The sequence below is a fragment of the Paraburkholderia sp. J8-2 genome, from assembly GCF_905220195.1.
Classification (GTDB): Bacteria; Pseudomonadota; Gammaproteobacteria; order Burkholderiales; family Burkholderiaceae; genus Paraburkholderia.
Map to the genome: position 1 here is coordinate 37,516 of NZ_CAJMZA010000040.1, position 16,517 is coordinate 54,032.

15 protein-coding genes and 1 pseudogene are annotated in these 16,517 nt (G+C 65.7%); 11 read left to right on the top strand and 5 right to left on the bottom strand.

Annotated features, from left to right (window positions below):
* Positions 1–12 precede the first annotated feature (12 nt).
* Positions 13–1,293, top strand: coding sequence for a CaiB/BaiF CoA-transferase family protein (locus U5A52_RS38880; RefSeq protein WP_321939468.1), 1,281 nt, complete (start codon positions 13–15; stop codon positions 1,291–1,293).
* A 75-nt stretch (positions 1,294–1,368) separates the two neighbouring features.
* Here U5A52_RS38880 and U5A52_RS38885 read toward each other — a convergent pair whose 3' ends face one another.
* Positions 1,369–2,340 carry an NADPH:quinone oxidoreductase family protein gene (locus tag U5A52_RS38885; protein WP_233881626.1) on the bottom strand — a complete coding sequence of 324 codons (972 nt, stop codon included), beginning with the start codon at positions 2,338–2,340 and terminating at the stop codon, positions 1,369–1,371.
* A 269-nt stretch (positions 2,341–2,609) separates the two neighbouring features.
* Between U5A52_RS38885 and surE the strand changes: the two genes are divergently transcribed.
* From surE to U5A52_RS38910, 5 genes are read left to right on the top strand one after another with little or no spacing between them, the layout of a single operon-like run.
* Positions 2,610–3,371: a 5'/3'-nucleotidase SurE gene (surE, locus tag U5A52_RS38890; protein WP_321939471.1), complete on the top strand. Its 762-nt coding sequence runs from the start codon at positions 2,610–2,612 to the stop codon at positions 3,369–3,371.
* Positions 3,368–4,429 carry a protein-L-isoaspartate(D-aspartate) O-methyltransferase gene (locus U5A52_RS38895; protein WP_321939473.1) on the top strand — a complete coding sequence of 354 codons (1,062 nt, stop codon included), beginning with the start codon at positions 3,368–3,370 and terminating at the stop codon, positions 4,427–4,429. The genes surE and U5A52_RS38895 overlap by 4 nt, the downstream gene beginning before the upstream one ends.
* A 5-nt stretch (positions 4,430–4,434) precedes the next feature.
* A complete protein-coding gene (locus U5A52_RS38900; protein WP_321917185.1) occupies positions 4,435–5,358 on the top strand; it encodes a peptidoglycan DD-metalloendopeptidase family protein in 924 nt (307 codons plus the stop codon).
* 13 nt (positions 5,359–5,371) lie between these two features.
* On the top strand, positions 5,372–6,487 hold the full coding sequence (gene rpoS / locus U5A52_RS38905) for an RNA polymerase sigma factor RpoS (protein WP_321917182.1): 1,116 nt from the start codon (positions 5,372–5,374) through the stop codon (positions 6,485–6,487).
* Positions 6,488–6,506: 19 nt separating this feature from the next.
* On the top strand, positions 6,507–7,286 hold the full coding sequence (locus U5A52_RS38910) for a 3'-5' exonuclease (protein WP_321917181.1): 780 nt from the start codon (positions 6,507–6,509) through the stop codon (positions 7,284–7,286).
* A 23-nt stretch (positions 7,287–7,309) separates the two neighbouring features.
* Here the strand turns inward: U5A52_RS38910 and U5A52_RS38915 are convergent, their stop codons facing one another.
* The 3 genes from U5A52_RS38915 to U5A52_RS38925 form a co-directional block, all read right to left on the bottom strand.
* Entirely contained in the window at positions 7,310–8,191 is an 882-nt protein-coding gene (locus U5A52_RS38915) for an endonuclease/exonuclease/phosphatase family protein (RefSeq protein WP_321939474.1), read from the bottom strand.
* A gap of 168 nt (positions 8,192–8,359) precedes the next feature.
* On the bottom strand, positions 8,360–8,665 hold the full coding sequence (locus U5A52_RS38920) for a hypothetical protein (protein ID WP_321939475.1): 306 nt from the start codon (positions 8,663–8,665) through the stop codon (positions 8,360–8,362).
* Positions 8,666–8,756: 91 nt separating this feature from the next.
* Complete coding sequence (locus tag U5A52_RS38925) at positions 8,757–8,948, bottom strand: hypothetical protein (protein WP_321917175.1); 192 nt, start codon at positions 8,946–8,948, stop codon at positions 8,757–8,759.
* Between the two features lie 229 nt (positions 8,949–9,177).
* Between U5A52_RS38925 and rlmD the strand changes: the two genes are divergently transcribed.
* A complete protein-coding gene (gene rlmD, locus U5A52_RS38930) occupies positions 9,178–10,596 on the top strand; it encodes a 23S rRNA (uracil(1939)-C(5))-methyltransferase RlmD (protein ID WP_321939485.1) in 1,419 nt (472 codons plus the stop codon).
* A 112-nt stretch (positions 10,597–10,708) separates the two neighbouring features.
* Here the strand turns inward: rlmD and U5A52_RS38935 are convergent, their stop codons facing one another.
* Positions 10,709–11,548, bottom strand: a complete 840-nt coding sequence (locus U5A52_RS38935; RefSeq protein ID WP_415765986.1) for an outer membrane protein assembly factor BamD — start codon at positions 11,546–11,548, stop codon at positions 10,709–10,711.
* Between the two features lie 98 nt (positions 11,549–11,646).
* Between U5A52_RS38935 and U5A52_RS38940 the strand changes: the two genes are divergently transcribed.
* From U5A52_RS38940 to U5A52_RS38955, 4 genes and pseudogenes are all read left to right on the top strand, one after another.
* Positions 11,647–12,894: an RluA family pseudouridine synthase gene (locus tag U5A52_RS38940; RefSeq protein WP_321939478.1), complete on the top strand. Its 1,248-nt coding sequence runs from the start codon at positions 11,647–11,649 to the stop codon at positions 12,892–12,894.
* The gene (gene pgeF / locus U5A52_RS38945; RefSeq protein WP_321939480.1) at positions 12,891–13,769 is read left to right on the top strand and encodes a peptidoglycan editing factor PgeF; all 879 of its coding nucleotides are present in this window, start codon (positions 12,891–12,893) and stop codon (positions 13,767–13,769) included. Before U5A52_RS38940 ends, pgeF begins: the two co-directional genes overlap by 4 nt.
* A 408-nt stretch (positions 13,770–14,177) precedes the next feature.
* Positions 14,178–16,139 carry a class I poly(R)-hydroxyalkanoic acid synthase gene (gene phaC, locus U5A52_RS38950; RefSeq protein WP_321939482.1) on the top strand — a complete coding sequence of 654 codons (1,962 nt, stop codon included), beginning with the start codon at positions 14,178–14,180 and terminating at the stop codon, positions 16,137–16,139.
* A gap of 108 nt (positions 16,140–16,247) precedes the next feature.
* A pseudogene (locus U5A52_RS38955) lies at positions 16,248–16,517 on the top strand (acetyl-CoA C-acetyltransferase); the annotation flags it as partial.

Here is a 16,517-nt window from a genome sequence, read left to right on the forward strand (position 1 = left end):
ACAGGAGACACCATGAGCGCAGCCGCTGCTTCCCCCAATTCCGCCGATTCACAATCGAACGCATCCGCAGCCAAAGGTACGGGACCGCTTGCGGGCGTGAAAGTCCTCGAACTCGGCACGCTGATCGCCGGCCCCTTCGCCGCGCGCTTTCTCGGCGAGTTCGGCGCCGAAGTGATCAAGATCGAAGACCCCAAGGGCGGCGACCCGCTGCGCAAATGGCGCAAGCTCTATCCGGAAGCGGGGGGCACGTCGCTCTGGTGGGCCGTGCAGGCGCGCAACAAGAAGTCGGTTACGGTCAATCTCAAAGCCGAAGAGGGCAAGGAGATCGTGCGGCGCCTCGCGAAGGAAGCCGATATCGTCATCGAGAACTTCCGGCCTGGCCTGCTCGAAAAGCTCGGGCTCGGCTACGACGTGCTCTCGAAGGAGAATCCCGGTCTCGTGATGGTGCGGCTCTCTGGCTACGGCCAGACGGGCCCGTACCGCGACCGCCCGGGCTTCGGCGCGATCGCCGAATCGATGGGCGGTCTGCGTCACATCACCGGCTATCCCGAGCTGCCGCCGCCGCGCATCGGCATTTCGATCGGCGACTCGATCGCGGCTTTGCACGGCGTGATCGGCGCGATGATGGCGCTGCATCACCGCAACATGAACGGCGGCAGCGGCCAGATCGTCGATGTCGCGCTCTATGAGGCCGTGTTCAACATGATGGAGAGCGTCGTACCCGAGTACGGTGTGTACGGCATGGTGCGCGAGCGCACCGGCGCGTCGCTGCCGGGTATCGTGCCGTCGAATACGTATCCGTGCCGGGACGGCAGCATCGTGATCGGCGGCAACAGCGATCCGATCTTCAAGCGCTTGATGATGGCAATCGAGCGTGCGGACCTCGCCAATGATCCGCAACTCGCGCACAACGACGGCCGCGTGCCGCGCACGGCGGAGATCGATGGCGCCATCGCGGCGTGGCTTTCCACGCGCACCATCAACGAAGCACTCGACGTGCTCAACGCCGCCGACGTGCCCGTGGGCCGCATCTACAGTGTGGCTGACATGTTCGCCGATCCGCAGTTCGCGGCACGCCAGATGATTCAGCAGTTCCGCTGGCAGGCGCCGGGTGCGAAGGAAGGCGAGGGCGTGGATATCGCGCTGCCTTCGGTCACGCCCAAGCTCTCGGCAACGCCTGGCGACACGCGCTGGCTTGGACCCGCGCTCGGCGAGCATACCGATGAAGTCCTGCAAGCCTTGGGCTATGACGCGGACCACATCGCCCGGTTGCGCGAGCAACAAATCGTCTAGGTCGGCTGGCATCATGCAAAACGGCTCGCACATCGCGGGCCGTTTTCGTTTTACTTGCCGCGTTGCAGGCAACGCTCAGGGCTCGATCACGATCTTGCCTGTCACCTTGCGCGAAGCCATGTCCTTGAGTGCTTGCGCTGTATCGGCGAGCTTATAGCGCTTCGAGACGTACGGCTTGAGCTTGCCTTCGCCGATCCAACCGACCATTTGCGCGAACGCTGCCGCGTTGTGCTGCGGCTCGCGGCGCGCGAAATCGCCCCAGAACACGCCGACGAGGCTCGCGCCCTTGAGCAGCGCGAGATTGAGCGGCAGCCTTGGAATCTCGCCATTCGCGAAACCCACGACGAGATAGCGCCCGCGCCAGCCGATGCTGCGAAACGCCGGCTCGGCATACTCGCCGCCCACCGGGTCATAGATCACGTCGGGGCCCTTGCCGTCGGTGAGCGCCTTGACGCGCTCGCGCAAGTCCTCGGTGCTGTAGTTGATGGTGGCGTCCGCACCGAAGCGGCGGCAGACTTCGAGCTTCTCCTCGCTCGAGGCCGCCGCGATCACGCGCGCGCCGAGCACCTTGCCGATCTCCACCGCAGCAAGTCCCACGCCGCCCGCGGCGCCGAGCACGAGCATCGTTTCGCCTGCGCGCAGCGCGGCGCGATCGACCACGGCGTGGTGCGACGTGCCATACGCAAGCGTGAAGGCGGCGGCCGTCGCGAAGTCGGCGCCCTCCGGCAACGCCACGCACGCCGATGCATCCGCAAGCGCCTGTTCGGCGAACGCACCCGTGCCCACGTACGCCACCACGCGCGTGCCCGGCGCGAGCTTCACGCCTTCGCCCGCGGCGCGCACCACGCCTGCGAGTTCGGCGCCCGGCGTGAAGGGCAGCGGCGGCTTCATCTGATACTTGTTTTCGATGATGAGCACGTCGGGGAAGTTGACGGCCGCGGCCTTCACGTCGATCACCACCTGGCCCGGGCCCGGCACCAGGTCGGGCGAGTCTTCGAGCGTGAGCGAGTCGGGCGGGCCGTACTGGTTGCAGCGGATTGCGCGCATCGTGTCTCCTGTCTTGATCCGGTTCGGTTGCTTTCAGTTGCATCGGTCATGGATTCGCTACAGCAGGACAGTGTACGGCAATCCGTCTTGATGCGAACGATCGTGCGATTTATTTCGTATCGTTGACACGTGTCTTTCCAGGCGTAGCGCGAATGCGAATGCGTCCCGGATCGGCAAGCGATTCGACGTTCGACTCAAGGCCCAACGCGTGCTGCCGCAAGGGCCGGGCTGTCGTTCGCGTGCCTTCTTTCCTCGGTTACAATCGCTCGATGCGAATACTACTCAGCAACGACGACGGTTATCTCGCCCCCGGCCTGGCCGCGCTCTATGAAGCGCTCAAGCCGATCGGCGAAGTCACGGTCATGGCGCCCGAGCAGAACTGCAGCGCCGCATCGAACTCGCTTACGCTGTGGCGCCCGCTGTCGGTGTTGCGATCGGCGAGCACCGGCTTCTACTACGTGAACGGCACGCCCACCGACTCGGTGCACATCGCGCTCACGGGCATGCTCGACCAGCAGCCCGACCTCGTGGTCTCCGGCATCAACAACGGCCAGAACATGGGCGAGGACACGCTGTACTCGGGCACCGTGGCTGCGGCGACCGAAGGCATCATGTTCGGCATACCCGCCATCGCGTTTTCGCTCGTCGACAAGGACTGGGTGCACCTCGATTCCGCTGCGCGTGTCGCGGCCGAAATCGTTGCGCATTACCTCGCGAACCCGTTGCCGGGTCATCCGCTGCTGAACGTCAACATCCCGAACCGGCCGTACGACGAACTGGGCGATTGGCGCGTCACGCGCCTCGGCAAGCGTCATCCTTCGCAGCCCGTGATCCGCGAGACCAACCCGCGCGGCGAGCCGATCTACTGGATCGGGCCGTCGGGCAGCGCGCGCGACGCGAGCGAGGGCACGGACTTCCACGCGGTGTCGAACGGCCACGTGTCGATCACGCCGTTGCAACTCGATCTCACCCATACGCAGATGCTGTCCGCGACGCACGACTGGGCGCGCAAGGGCGGCAGCGTTTCATGACGGGCGAGCGCACGAAGCGTTTTCCGCTCGGGCTTGCGGATCTCGTGCGCGAGCCGCGCCGGCGCGACACGCGCCCGGGCGACGCACGCACGCCGCTCGCGGGCGCGGGCAACAGCAGCGCCTCGAAACCGGGCGTCGGCGCGCTCGCGAAGCCGGGCACGAAGGTCGGCACGCCGGCCGTTGCGAAGTCCAACGCAAACGCACCGTTCAAGGCGCCGCCTGCGAAGGCGGTCAATGCGAAGCCAATGGTCGCGAAGCCGGCAAGTTCGATCAAGCCAGCGCATCCTGCTGGCAGCGCGGCCGCGCCACGCGCCGCAATGCCGGGTGGTGCGAGTGCGCCGCGTCCGGCCGTCACCGTCACGGGCGCGCCTGGCGTTGCGCTCAACGGCGCGCATGCACTGACTTCGGAACGCGTACGCGAACGCATGGTCGAACGCCTGCGTGCAAACGGCATTGCCGATGCGCGCGTGCTCCAGGCGCTCGCGGCCGTGCCGCGCCACATGTTCATCGACCCGGGTCTGGCTACCCAGGCCTACGAAGATGCGGCGTTGCCGATCGGTCATCACCAGACCATCTCGAAGCCTTCCGTGGTCGCGCGCATGCTCGAACTCGCGGGCGCAGGCCGTGTGCTGGAGCGCGTGCTGGAAATCGGCACCGGCTGCGGCTATCAGGCCGCCGTGCTGAGCCAGATTGCGCGCGACGTGTATTCCATTGAACGCATCAAGCCGTTATACGAGCGCGCGAAGACGAATCTTCGTCCGCTGCGTATCCCGAATATCCGCTTGCACTACGGCGACGGACGGCTCGGTTTGCCGTCGGCGGCGCCGTTCGACGCGATCGTGATCGCCGCCGCCGGCTTCGACGTGCCGCAGGCGCTGCTTGAGCAACTCGCCATCGGCGGGAAGCTCGTGGCGCCCGTGGCGGTGTCCGGCACGCAGAGTGCCGCCGGCGAAGCGACGCAGGTCCTCACGCTCGTGGAGCGCACGGGGCCGGCGCAGTGGCGGGAGTCACGCCTGGATCGCGTTTTCTTTGTCCCCTTAAAATCTGGAGTGATCTGAATCCGATGAGTATGTTGCGCGCGATCAAAAGAAACCGCCCGAATGTCGACCTGCCCGCAGCCACGCTGATCGCAGCCCAGCGCGGCACCGCGGTCGTCGCGCTCTGCCTTCTGGCCGCATGCGCCACGCGACTCGATCAGGCACCTGTGGTGGACCGCACCGCGCCGCTCGGCACGGCGGCCGCGCAGCCTCCGGTGCCGCTCGGGCCGCCGCCTCCGGGATACTACCGGGTGAAGCCGGGCGATACTCTCTATAGGATTGCGCTCGAAAACGGCCAGAATTATCGCGACATCGCGACGTGGAACAATCTCACCAATCCGAATCAGATCGAGGTGGATCAGTTGTTGCGCGTCGTGCCGCCGGGTGCGAATCCGTCGGCGTACACGCCGGGCGTTGTGACCGCGCCGGTTCCGGGTGTGGGTGCTGCACCGGGCGCAGCGGCAGCAGGCTCGCCTGCGCAGCCGCCGCTCTACGGTCCGGGTGCGAATGCATCGGCGCCTACGGCGGCCGTGCCGCCGCAGCCGGGTGCAAGCGGCGGTGATATGGCCGCGGCGCCAAGTGGCAACATCGCGCTTGCGTGGCCGGTGCGTGGTCCGGTGCTCAACGGCTTCGACGATACGAAGAACAAGGGCATCAATATCGGCGGTGCGCCGGGCGATCCTGTCAAGGCTGCTGGCGATGGGCGCGTGGTTTATGCCGGAAATGGGCTGCGCGGTTACGGCAATCTCATTATCATCAAGCATGACGCGACGTTCTTGACCGCGTATGCACACAACCGGACTTTGATGGTAAAAGAAGGGGATGCGGTCACCAAAGGTCAGAAGATCGCCGAAATGGGCAATACCGACTCGGACCGGGTGATGCTGCATTTCGAAGTACGCCGTCAGGGTAAGCCCGTCGACCCACTGAAGTACTTGCCGCCGCAATAAAAGCGAGCCGACCATGCCGAAATCGAAGCGCCGTCTGCAGCAATCCGAGTCTGACAGCCAAGCCGCCCAGGTTTCGGTGGAGGACGGCGCGCAGGCGGGCGACGACGACACGTCGCCCGACCTCGACGGCGGCCGCGATTTCGAGGAGCGCGACGAGCGCGAGGAACGTGAAGAGCGCGATTCCCCGGCCGACGAAGGCGGCTCGGGCGAGGGCGCCGAAACGGCCGAAGCCGCACCCGACGCCGACGATTTCCGTGCCATGCTGCAGGCCGAACTCACGGCCGACACCATCCAGCATTATCTGAACCGGATCAGCGTGAAGCCGCTCCTCACTGTCGAGGAGGAGCAGCGCTACTCGCGTCTCGCCAAGGCCGGCGAGTTCGAGGCGCGTCAGGTCATGATCGAGCGCAATCTGCGCCTCGTCGTCAGCATTGCCAAGGGTTATCTCAATCGCGGTGTGCCGCTGCTCGACTTGATCGAGGAGGGCAACCTCGGCCTCATGCACGCGATCGAGAAGTTCGATCCCACGCGCGGCTTCCGTTTCTCGACGTATGCGACCTGGTGGATCCGCCAGAGCATCGAGCGCGCCATCATGAACCAGGCGCGCACCGTGCGCTTGCCGGTGCACGTGATTCGCGAGCTCAACCAGGTACTGCGCGCGAAGCGGCATCTGGAGAAGAATTCGCTCAACGCCGACTCGGCCTCGGAGCGGCGTGACGCGAGCATCGACGACATCGCCTATCTCACCGGCAAGACCACCGATGAGGTCACCGACATTCTCGCGCTCAACGAACACACGGCTTCGCTCGACGCGCCGCTCGACCTCGACCCGGCCAGCAGCCTGCTCGACCTGCTTTCGGACGACCAGAGCCAGTCGCCCGATGCCGAAGTGCAGCACCGCGAGCTGGAAACGCTTACACGCGCGTGGCTCGGGCGTTTATCCGATAAGCATCGCCACGTCATCGAACGGCGCTTCGGGCTGAATCATATCGAGCCCGCCACGCTCGAAGAGCTGGCCGACGAGATGGGCCTTACTCGCGAGCGCGTGCGGCAGATCCAGCAGGAAGCGCTGGTGCGTCTCAAGCGCTTTTTCGCATCGAACGGCGTGCGCAAGGACGCCGTTCTCTAAACCCTCGCAGTCCATCTGAATGACAGTTCCTGTACTCGTATTCGACATCGAGACGATTCCCGATGTCGACGGCATTCGCCGTCTCGAAGATCTGCCCGCCACGCTCACCGACACCGAAGTGGCCGAACACGCCTTCGCTGCGCGCCGCGAGAAAACCGGCAGCGATTTTCTGCCGCATCATCTGCAGCGCGTCGCCGCGATCTCGTGTGTGTTCCGCGACGGGCAGGGCTTTCGCGTGCGCTCGCTCGGCACGCCCGAAGACGGCGAAGCGCGCCTGATCGATTCGTTCTACCGCACAATCGAGAAGTACTCGCCGCAGCTCGTTTCGTGGAACGGCGGCGGCTTCGACTTGCCGGTGCTGCACTATCGCGCGCTCGTGCACGGCATTCGCGCGGTGCGCTACTGGGAAATGGGCGACGCGGACCGAGAGTTCAAGTGGAACAACTACATCAGCCGCTACCACACGCGCCACACTGACCTGATGGACCTGCTCGCGATGTACCAGCCGCGGGCGAATGCGCCGCTCGACGCGCTCGCGAAGCTCTGTGGTTTTCCGGGCAAGCTCGGGATGGACGGCGGGCAGGTGTGGACCGCATTTCAGGAAGGCCGCATCGAGGAGATCCGCAACTACTGCGAGACCGACGTGGTCAACACGTATCTGCTCTATTGCCGGTTTCAGATGATGCGCGGCGGTTTCACAGAGCGCGAATATGCGGATGAGATTGAGTTTGTGAAGCAGTCGCTCGCCGCCGAAACCGCACCGCATTGGGGCGAGTACCTCGAAGCGTTTGTCGGCTGAGCGCGCAGCCGGCCGATTATCCCTTAGCCTAGTTCGAGCACGATCGGCTGATGATCCGAAGCCTGGGTCGCGCCGTCGATTTCGCAGCTTCGCAGGCGTGGGCGCAAATCCGCCGTGACAAAGACGAAGTCGCACGCAAGCGGGCCGTCCGACCATTGCTTCGTGTCATAGACGCCGGCCGTGGGCGGCGGCGTCGCGCCGGCGTGCAGCGCGGTCCACGCGTCGATAAAGGCGGGGCTGCCCGCGAGCGGCTCGAGCATGCGTGTGTACGCCTCGCTGCCCCATGCGCTGTTGAAGTCGCCGCACACGATCGCCGAGACGGGGCGCGCGGTGCGGGCGAACGGCCCCGCATCGTTTTCGGCGGGCGCGGGATGCGCCGCGTGATCGGCGGCTTCCTGCTGCAGGCGCCGCAACTCGTCCACTTGCGCGAGCCGTTGGCGCAGCGAGTAGAACTCCAGATGCGTGGTCAGTACGCGCAGCGCGCCGCCCGGCGCGTCGAGCACAGCTTCGAGCACGACACGCTGCATTGAGGGCGCGGCGGAGTCGGCGGGCCACGGCAGGGCGTGGCGAAACACCTGCGCGACGGGCAAGCGCGTGGCGAGCGCGTTGCCGAACTGGCGGCGCGGCATCGGCGCCGCGTCTTGACGGGAGCCTGGTGGGTCAAGGTGCGCAGGCAAGTCGGCGCCGATTGCCTCGATGACCGCAAAGCCTGGCAGCAGCGCCCGGAGTTCGGCGAACTGATCGTCGCCTGGACCGCCCGGCAGCGCCCGGAACCCGCGTGTGATTTCCTGCAGGCATAGCACGTCGAAGTCGGCAAGACGCCGCGCCTCGCGCACCGTGCGCGCGAGATCGACGGCGCCAGAAGCGTCGCGGCCCCACTGCACATTCCAGCTGACCAGTTTCATCGGCACGCTCCTCGCATGGCGCGGCGGCGGTTCCCGCACGTGTAACCCTAGCCTGGTTTCTCCTGCCGTGTTGTATGAAGAATATCGGGTGCGAAACGCTGTTCGCCCGCCCGCTGGCACGGGTAGGCGTGTGCACGCAGTGGCGTCGCTCGCTCGAGCGTATTGACGTTAGATCCGGCGACCCTGACACGCGGCGCGCGTCGTGCCGGCAACATGGTTGCTGCGGTCGAAATACACGGAGAACGGCACGTTGCGGGCGCTGCCGAGATCGTATTTGCCGAGGTCGTACTGGAAACAGTCGAGGCCGTTGGCCTGGTAGCCGCGATCGGGCGGCCCCATACGCTTGTAGACATCGCTTTGCGTCATGCCCGGCTGGATGGAGGCGACGAGTTGATCGGGCTGGATGGTCGGGCCGCACGCCGCGAGGCCCACGAGCGTCGTTGCGACGAGCGCACAAAGAGGTAGCTTGCTCACTTCGGTTCCGTTGGTGAAGGGGTGGATATCCTTGCCGCCGCAACCGGCGTCAATCTATGGGACGATTCTGAAAGCGTCTGATCGAGCTGCATCAGTCGAACAGAATGCGCAGGCCGAACAGCAGCAACGCGAACAGCGCGATGGGGATCGCGAGGTTGGCAACGCCGAGCAGCAGCCGGCGGTGCGTGCTTGCGCGTCTGGAAGCCAGCGGTTCGGCGACGGTGGCGGCGCCGAGTGCGACAAGCAAAAGCGCGAACGATTGCAGGAAGACGAGGGCAGACATGTTGACGATTCCTTCGCGTGAGTGGGGCTTATCACGCCTCAGGAATCATCGTAGTGACGGGGGGCAGCGAGCACGATCGGACAAGTTCGAAAACAGCAGCGCCGGAGCGCGGGCGCAGACTTCGACTACAATCTCGCCTTCGCCCACAATTGACTCATCGTCAGTCAGGAATCCGCTGGTGTCTCAAGCTGCCCCCGACCCTCAAGCCGAGCCTGCTCAGGCCGAGCCCATGCCGCCCACGCCCACGAAAAAGCGCAGCAAGCGCGAGCGCCGCGCCGAAAAACGCGCCGCCATCGAAGCCTCGGTCGCTCATGCCCCCATTCTCGAGATCGAGTCGCTCGACATGGAGGCGCGCGGCGTTGGCCGCACCGTCACCGAGACAGGCGAGCCCGGCAAGGTGATCTTCGTCGAGGGCGCGCTGCCGGGCGAGCGCGTGACCTACTCGAGCTACCGCAAGAAGCCCACGTTCGAACAGGCGCAAGTGGTGAGCGTGCTGCGTGAGAGCGCGATTCGCACGAAGCCGCAGTGCGCGTTCTTCGGCACCTGCGGCGGCTGCTCGATGCAGCACCTCGACGTGCGCGCCCAGATCGCCGTCAAGCAGCGCGTGCTCGAGGACAACCTCATGCACCTTTCGAAGGTGCGTTCGGAGACGATGTTCCGGCCGATTCACGGGCCGTCGTGGGGCTACCGCTATCGCGCGCGCCTCACGGTGCGCAACGTGCCGAAGAAGGGTGGCGTGCTGGTCGGTTTCCACGAAAAGAAGAGCAGCTATGTGGCCGACATGACGAGCTGCGAAGTGCTGCCGCCGAACGTCTCGGCGATGCTCGTGCCCCTGCGCCATCTCGTCGCCCAGCTGTCGATCAGCGATCGCATGCCGCAGATCGAACTCGCCGTGGGTTCGAGTGTGACGGCGCTCGTGCTGCGCATTCTCGAGCCGCTCACGGCCGCCGACGAAGACCTGCTGCGCGCATTCGCCGACGAGCACAACGTCCAGTTCTGGCTGCAGCCGAAGGGCCCGGACACCGTGTTCCCGTTCTATCCGCTCGACAAGGAACTGGACTACACGCTGCCCGAGTTCGGCATTCGCATGCCGTTCAAGCCCACGGACTTCACGCAGGTCAATCACCAGATCAACCGCGTGCTGGTGGGCCGCGCGCTGCGTCTGCTCGCGCCGGAGCCGGGCGACCGCGTGCTCGACCTGTTCTGCGGCATCGGCAACTTCACGCTGCCGCTCGCGCGTCTCGCGCGCGAAGTGGTGGGGATCGAAGGCAGCGACACGCTGACGGCCCGTGCACTGGAAAATGCGCGCGCCAACGGCGTGGACGGGCATACGTCGTTTGCATGCCGCAACCTGTTCGAAGTCACCGCGGACGACATGCGCGCACTCGGCCACTTCGACAAGTTCCTCGTCGACCCGCCGCGCGAAGGCGCGTTCGCCGTTTCCCAGGCGCTCGCGGAAATCGCGCAGAGCGGCAATGGCCCGCTGCCCAAACGCATCGTCTACGTGTCGTGCAGCCCCGCGACGCTCGCGCGCGATGCGGGCGTGCTCGTCAACGAGGCCGGCTACCGGCTCAAGGGCGCGGGCGTGGTCAACATGTTCCCGCACACGTCGCACGTGGAGTCGATCGCGCTGTTCGAGCGCGATTGAGGATGTCAGCGCGGCGCAGGCGCGAAGCCTGCGCCGCCGCAGAAATAAAAAAACGCCACGGAAAACCGTGGCGTTTTGCTTTCCTGCGCGCCTCAATGCAGAGGCACGGCGATCACCAGATCTGCCACCAGGACTTGTCTTCCTTACCAGGGCGCGCGTGACCGGTGATGTACGGGCTGTCCGGGAAGGTGCCGGCGAGCACGCGGCGCGTGTCTTCGGCGAGCTGCGGCTGATCGAGCTTCTGATACGACAGGATCATGATATGCAGCGCGTCTTCAATCGCCGGCGCGCTCTTGTAGTCCTGGATCGCGAGCTGCGCGCGGTTGATGGCCGCCACATAGGCGCCACGGCGGTAGTAGTAGTCGGCCGCATGCACTTCGTGCGAAGCGAGCGCGTTCACGATGTAACGCATGCGCTGGGCGGCGTCCGGGGCGTACTTGCTCTGCGGATACTTGTCGACCACGACCTTGAATGCGTCATACGACTCGCGCAGCGACTTCGGGTCGCGCTCGCTCATGTCCTGGCCCGAGAAGCGGCCGAACAGACCCAGGTCGTCGTTAAAGTGGATCATGCCCTTGAGGTAGTACGCGTAGGCGACGTCCGGGTGATCCGGGTGCAGCTGGATGAAGCGGTTGATCGCCTGGTCGGCGGCGTCGTTCTCGTTGTCCTTCCAGTTGCAGTAGGCTACGTTGATCTGCGCCTGCTGGGCGAAGTGGCCGAACGGGTCGCGGCCCTGAAGTGCTTCAAAATATTTCGCGCACTTGCCCCAGTCGCCGCCGGAGAGCGCATCCTGGGCCTCCGTATATAATTTGTTGTTGTTCCACGCTGCCGTTTCGTCGGTCTTTTCCGGCAGGCCGTGGCAGGCCGCGACGACGGCGATAGCCGCGCCGCAGACAGCCAGGCGAACGACGTTGCCAATCTTGCCGAGCAGGTTTGCTCGCGCCGCGCGCATTGCGTTTCGGTCCACCGCGTGTTGGGCCAGTTTCGTAATCGTGTTCAAGGCTCGCATTTATCCAGTCCAGCTTCAGGTCCACAGGTGACCCAGACTCAATGACCCGTACAGTTATTCCGGGGGCCGGCGCTCCCGGCGCCCAAAACAGCATCAGCGATTATAGCCTGGGCGATGCACCCGATGACGCAGCCGCCCGTGAGGCGTACGACGACGAGCTCGCAGGCGAGGGCGCCGGTCGCGCCCCGCGTGCGCGCGCCGACGAGGCCCCGCGCTCGATTCAGGTGCCTGATGAGCTCGCGGGCGAGCGCCTCGACAAGGTGCTCGCCAAAGTATTTCCGGAATTTTCACGCAGCCGTTTGCAGGGCTGGATCGAGGAGCAGCGCGTGCGCGTGGACGGCAAGCCGGCCAAGGTGCGCCAGCCGGTGCCGCTCGGCGCGACCATCGAACTCGTGCCGGACCTCCTGCCCGAGCAGCTAGCGTTCACGCCCGAGCCGGTGCCGCTCGACATCGTTTATGAAGACGACGCCATCGTGGTCATCAACAAGCCCGCCGGGCTCGTCGTGCATCCGGCGGCGGGCAACTGGAGCGGCACGCTCCTCAACGGCCTCCTGCATCGCTATGGCGAAGCGGCGGCGGGGCTGCCGCGCGCCGGCATCGTCCATCGGCTCGACAAGGAAACGTCCGGGCTGATGGTCGTCGCGCGCACGCTGCAGGCGCAAACCGACCTCGTGCGCCAGTTGCAGGCGCGCACGGTCAAGCGCCGCTACCTCGCGCTCGTGTGGGGCAACATGGCCGACGAAGGCACCATCGACGCGCCCATCGGCCGCGACCCGCGCGAGCGCACGCGTATGGCGGTGATGAAGGGGGCTTCGGGCAAGCCCGCGCGCACGCATTTCCGGCGTATCGACAAGACGCTCTGGCACAACCAGCCCATTAGCGCCATTCATTGCGATCTGGAAACGGGGCGCACGCACCAGATTCGCGTGCACTGCGCGCATGTCGGCCATCCTTTGCTGGGCGATCCCGTGTATGGCCACGCGCGCGGCAAGCGCTCGGTCGCGGCGTTGCCCGACGGCTTTGCGCGCCAGGCGCTGCATGCGTGGCGCCTCGGCCTCGTTCATCCGGTCACGGGCCGCGCGATGCAATGGCGCGCCGAGGTGCCCGACGACCTGGACGCGCTGATCGAGGCGCTTGGCTTCGGCGGCAAAGAAGACGAGGACGAAGTCGGCTTCGATGAAGACATGTTCGACAGCGCCTACACCGACGAAGGCTACGTGATCGGCAGCGACGAAGACGATTACGAAGACGACGAAGACGATTCGCAAGACGAGGACAAGCACGCATGACGACCCGCCCGGAACTGACGTCCGACGATGTGTTGCATCCCGACTGGCAGGTTTCGCCGCGTGTGCGCGCGCTGGTCACGACGCGTAACGGCGGCGTGAGCGAGCCGCCATTCGGTCGTTGGCAGGCGGCGCAGGGCGGTGAAAGCGGTGAGGGCATCGATCTTCCCGGCGGCTTGAATCTGGGCCGCGGCTCCGGCGACGATCTCGCGCACGTCGAGGCGAACCGCGAACGGCTGCTCGCGCATGCGGGCGCGCCTGCCGCGTGGCTCAAGCAGATCCACGGTCCCGTCGTGGTCGACGCCGCAGCCGCGCTTGCCGCCGCGCGCAAGGGCGCGCCGCTCGAAGCCGACGCGAGCGTCACCGCCGAGCCCGGCATCGCCTGCACGGTGATGGTGGCCGACTGCATGCCCGTCTTGCTGTGCGATGGCGAGGGCCGCGCCGTAGGCGCCGCGCACGCGGGTTGGCGCGGGCTGGCTGCGGGCGTCATCGAGCGCACCGCCGAGCGCGTCGCCGCGCTCGCAGGCTGTGCGACTGCAGACCTCCACGCCTATCTCGGCCCCGCCATCGGGCCCATGGCCTTCGAGGTCGGTGCAGACGTGCGTGACGCGTTCATGACCCATGTGGAGCATGTCGATGCGGCACAACGCGATGCGTACCGCGCGGCCACCGCGGCGGCTTTCGTCGCGCGCCCCGAGGCGAGCGGAAAATACCTCGCCGATCTTCCCGCACTCGCGCGGCTGCGCCTCGATACGCTCGGCGTGCGCCACGTCAGCGGCGGCGACATGTGCACGGTTACGCTGCGCGAGCGTTTCTACTCGTACCGGCGCGATCGTGTCACCGGCCGCATGGCCGCGTTGATCTGGCTTCACCCCTGACTTTGCCGCACCGCGCCGCCGTGACGCAACGCGGCGGCGCGTCGTGAACCGGACGATGATTTGTTGCGATGCAGCGATTCCCGCAAAGCGCCATGTGCCACCCAGCGCGCATCGAATCCCTATCTGCCGCATTGCACTGCAAGCGCTTGCCGCCACGGCGGATTTTTGTGCGCCAGACCGCACAACGATATGTCGCGACAGTTAAACAATTGATTACATCGGGAAAACGATAATTAAAAAAATATCGCAGCGCGGCAAAATCGGGCACAAGCATTGACACGCTTTGCAATGGGGAGCAAGAATGTCCCTCACCCACGGGACAGGTCGTGACGAGCGCCGCAACGGCGCCCGTATGCGTACCACCTGCCTCTCAACCAGTCCTTCGGGACACATCGGTCAAAAGCAGGCATGACGGCATCTCAACGTTCCAAGACTGCCCCGGGCTCGGGCGCTTCAACTGATGGTGCAACGCGCGGCAATCCGCCTTTCGCCCCCGACGCAGCAGGCATGCAGCACTATCTCGACGCGTGGACGAACGCCTGGAAGAGCGCCCTGAATGCTGCGCAGCAAACGGGCGGCGCGGCGCAGCAAGCACCTTTTGCGGGACTGGCTGCCAACTGGTGGCCGTCGGCGGGCAACGGTGCGTCGAGCAACCCCTTCGCTGCGGGTAACCCCTTCGCCGCGGGCAATCCCTTTGCCGCAGGCAATCCCTTTGCCGCAGGCAATCCCTTCGGCGGCGCGAACCCGTTCGAAGGTTTCAAGCTTCCTACGGCGTCGATCGAACCTACACGGCTGCAGCATCTGCAGGCGGAATATTCGCGCGACGCGCTCGACTTGCTGCGCCAGGCCACCGACACCACGCCCAAAGCGCCCGAACTCAAGGACCGGCGCTTTAGCTCCGACGCCTGGAAGGCAACGCCCGCGTACGCGTTCACGGCGGCGTGGTATCTGCTCAACGCGCGCTACCTGCATGAACTCGTCGACGCGATCGATACCGATCCGAAAACGCGCGAGCGCATTCGCTTCGCCGTGCAGCAGTGGACCGCGGCAGCCTCGCCCAGCAATTTCCTCGCGCTCAATCCCGACGCGCAAAGCGCCTTGCTCGAGACGCACGGCGAGAGCCTGCGCCAGGGTGTCATGAACCTGCTCGGCGACATGTCGCGCGGCAAGATCTCGCAAACCGACGAATCGCGCTTCGTGGTGGGCCGCAACCTCGCGACCACCGAAGGCTCGGTCGTGTTCGAGAACGCGCTCTTCCAGCTGATCCAGTACAAGCCGCGCACGGCCACCGTGCGCGAGCGGCCGCTCTTGATCGTGCCGCCGTGCATCAACAAGTACTACATCCTCGACCTGCAGCCCGAGAATTCGCTCGTTGCATATGCGCTCGAGCAGGGGCAGCAGGTGTTTCTCGTCTCCTGGCACAACGGTGACGCGTCGATCGCGGACCGCTCCTGGGACGACTACATCGAAGAGGGTGTGCTCACAGCGATCGAGACGACGCGCAGCATCAGCGAGCGCGAGCAGATCAACACGCTCGGCTTCTGCGTGGGCGGCACGCTGCTCGCTACGGCGCTGGCCGTGGCTGCGGCGCGCGGCGAACATCCCGCTTCGTCCATGACGCTGCTCACCGCGATGCTCGACTTCGGCGACACGGGCGTGCTCGACGTGTTCGTCGACGAAGCCCACGTGCAGATGCGCGAGCAGACCATCGGCGGCAAGAATGGCGGCACGCCGGGCCTCATGCGCGGCGTCGAGTTCGCCAACACGTTCTCGTTCCTGCGGCCCAACGATCTGGTCTGGAACTACGTCGTCGACAATTACCTGAAGGGACGTACGCCCGCGCCGTTCGACCTGCTGTTCTGGAACAGCGACTCGACGAGCCTGCCGGGGCCCATGTACGCGTGGTACCTGCGCAATACGTACCTGGAAAACAAGCTGCGCGAGCCCGGTGCGCTCACGGTGTGCGGCGAGGAAGTGGATCTTTCGCGCGTCGACGTGCCGACGTTCATCTACGGCTCGCGCGAGGACCACATCGTGCCCTGGCGCACGGCTTACGCTTCGGTGCCGCTGCTGTCCGGGCCGTTGAAATTCGTGCTTGGCGCGTCGGGGCATATTGCGGGCGTGATCAACCCGGCGTCGAAGAACAAGCGCAGCTTCTGGAGCATCGAGGCCGACGCGAAGCATTTGCCGGAAGAGGCCGACGACTGGTTTGCCGCCGCTGAGGAGAAACCCGGCAGCTGGTGGCCAACCTGGGCCGAATGGCTCGAGCAGTACGGCGGCAAGAAGGTGAAGCCGCGTGCGCAAGCCGGCTCGGCGGAATTCCCCGAGATCGAGCCGGCGCCGGGGCGTTATGTGCAGCAACGCGATTGAAACGATCGAAGCGATTCGAGCGCTTGACACGCTTGCTGCGGAATTCGGATTAACAACTTGACGGGCGGGGCGCATGGCGCGCCTTCAAGCCGCCCGGAGGATCTGGAAATGACTGACATTGTGATCGTTTCGGCCGCACGTACGGCAGTTGGCAAATTCGGCGGTTCGCTCGCGAAGGTGGCGGCGCCCGACCTGGGTGCGATCGTCATCAAGGCCGCGCTCGAGCGCGCAGGCGTGAAGCCGGAGCAAGTGAGCGACGTGATCATGGGTCAGGTGCTGACCGCCGGTTCGGGCCAGAACGTGGCGCGCCAGGCCTCGATCAAGGCGGGCCTGCCCACGGCCGTTCCCGCCATGACGATCAACAAGGTGTGCGGCTCG

Coding starts and splice junctions, on each gene's coding strand:
- U5A52_RS38895 (WP_321939473.1), top strand. CDS start 3,368: ATGACGGGCGAGCGCACGAAGCGTTTTCCGCTCGGGCTTGCGGATCTC.
- surE (WP_321939471.1), top strand. CDS start 2,610: ATGCGAATACTACTCAGCAACGACGACGGTTATCTCGCCCCCGGCCTG.
- U5A52_RS38935 (WP_415765986.1), bottom strand. CDS start 11,548: ATGCGCGCGGCGCGAGCAAACCTGCTCGGCAAGATTGGCAACGTCGTT.
- U5A52_RS38925 (WP_321917175.1), bottom strand. CDS start 8,948: ATGTCTGCCCTCGTCTTCCTGCAATCGTTCGCGCTTTTGCTTGTCGCA.
- U5A52_RS38880 (WP_321939468.1), top strand. CDS start 13: ATGAGCGCAGCCGCTGCTTCCCCCAATTCCGCCGATTCACAATCGAAC.
- U5A52_RS38900 (WP_321917185.1), top strand. CDS start 4,435: ATGAGTATGTTGCGCGCGATCAAAAGAAACCGCCCGAATGTCGACCTG.
- rpoS (WP_321917182.1), top strand. CDS start 5,372: ATGCCGAAATCGAAGCGCCGTCTGCAGCAATCCGAGTCTGACAGCCAA.
- U5A52_RS38940 (WP_321939478.1), top strand. CDS start 11,647: ATGACCCGTACAGTTATTCCGGGGGCCGGCGCTCCCGGCGCCCAAAAC.
- U5A52_RS38915 (WP_321939474.1), bottom strand. CDS start 8,191: ATGAAACTGGTCAGCTGGAATGTGCAGTGGGGCCGCGACGCTTCTGGC.
- pgeF (WP_321939480.1), top strand. CDS start 12,891: ATGACGACCCGCCCGGAACTGACGTCCGACGATGTGTTGCATCCCGAC.
- U5A52_RS38885 (WP_233881626.1), bottom strand. CDS start 2,340: ATGCGCGCAATCCGCTGCAACCAGTACGGCCCGCCCGACTCGCTCACG.
- U5A52_RS38910 (WP_321917181.1), top strand. CDS start 6,507: ATGACAGTTCCTGTACTCGTATTCGACATCGAGACGATTCCCGATGTC.
- phaC (WP_321939482.1), top strand. CDS start 14,178: ATGACGGCATCTCAACGTTCCAAGACTGCCCCGGGCTCGGGCGCTTCA.
- rlmD (WP_321939485.1), top strand. CDS start 9,178: ATGCCGCCCACGCCCACGAAAAAGCGCAGCAAGCGCGAGCGCCGCGCC.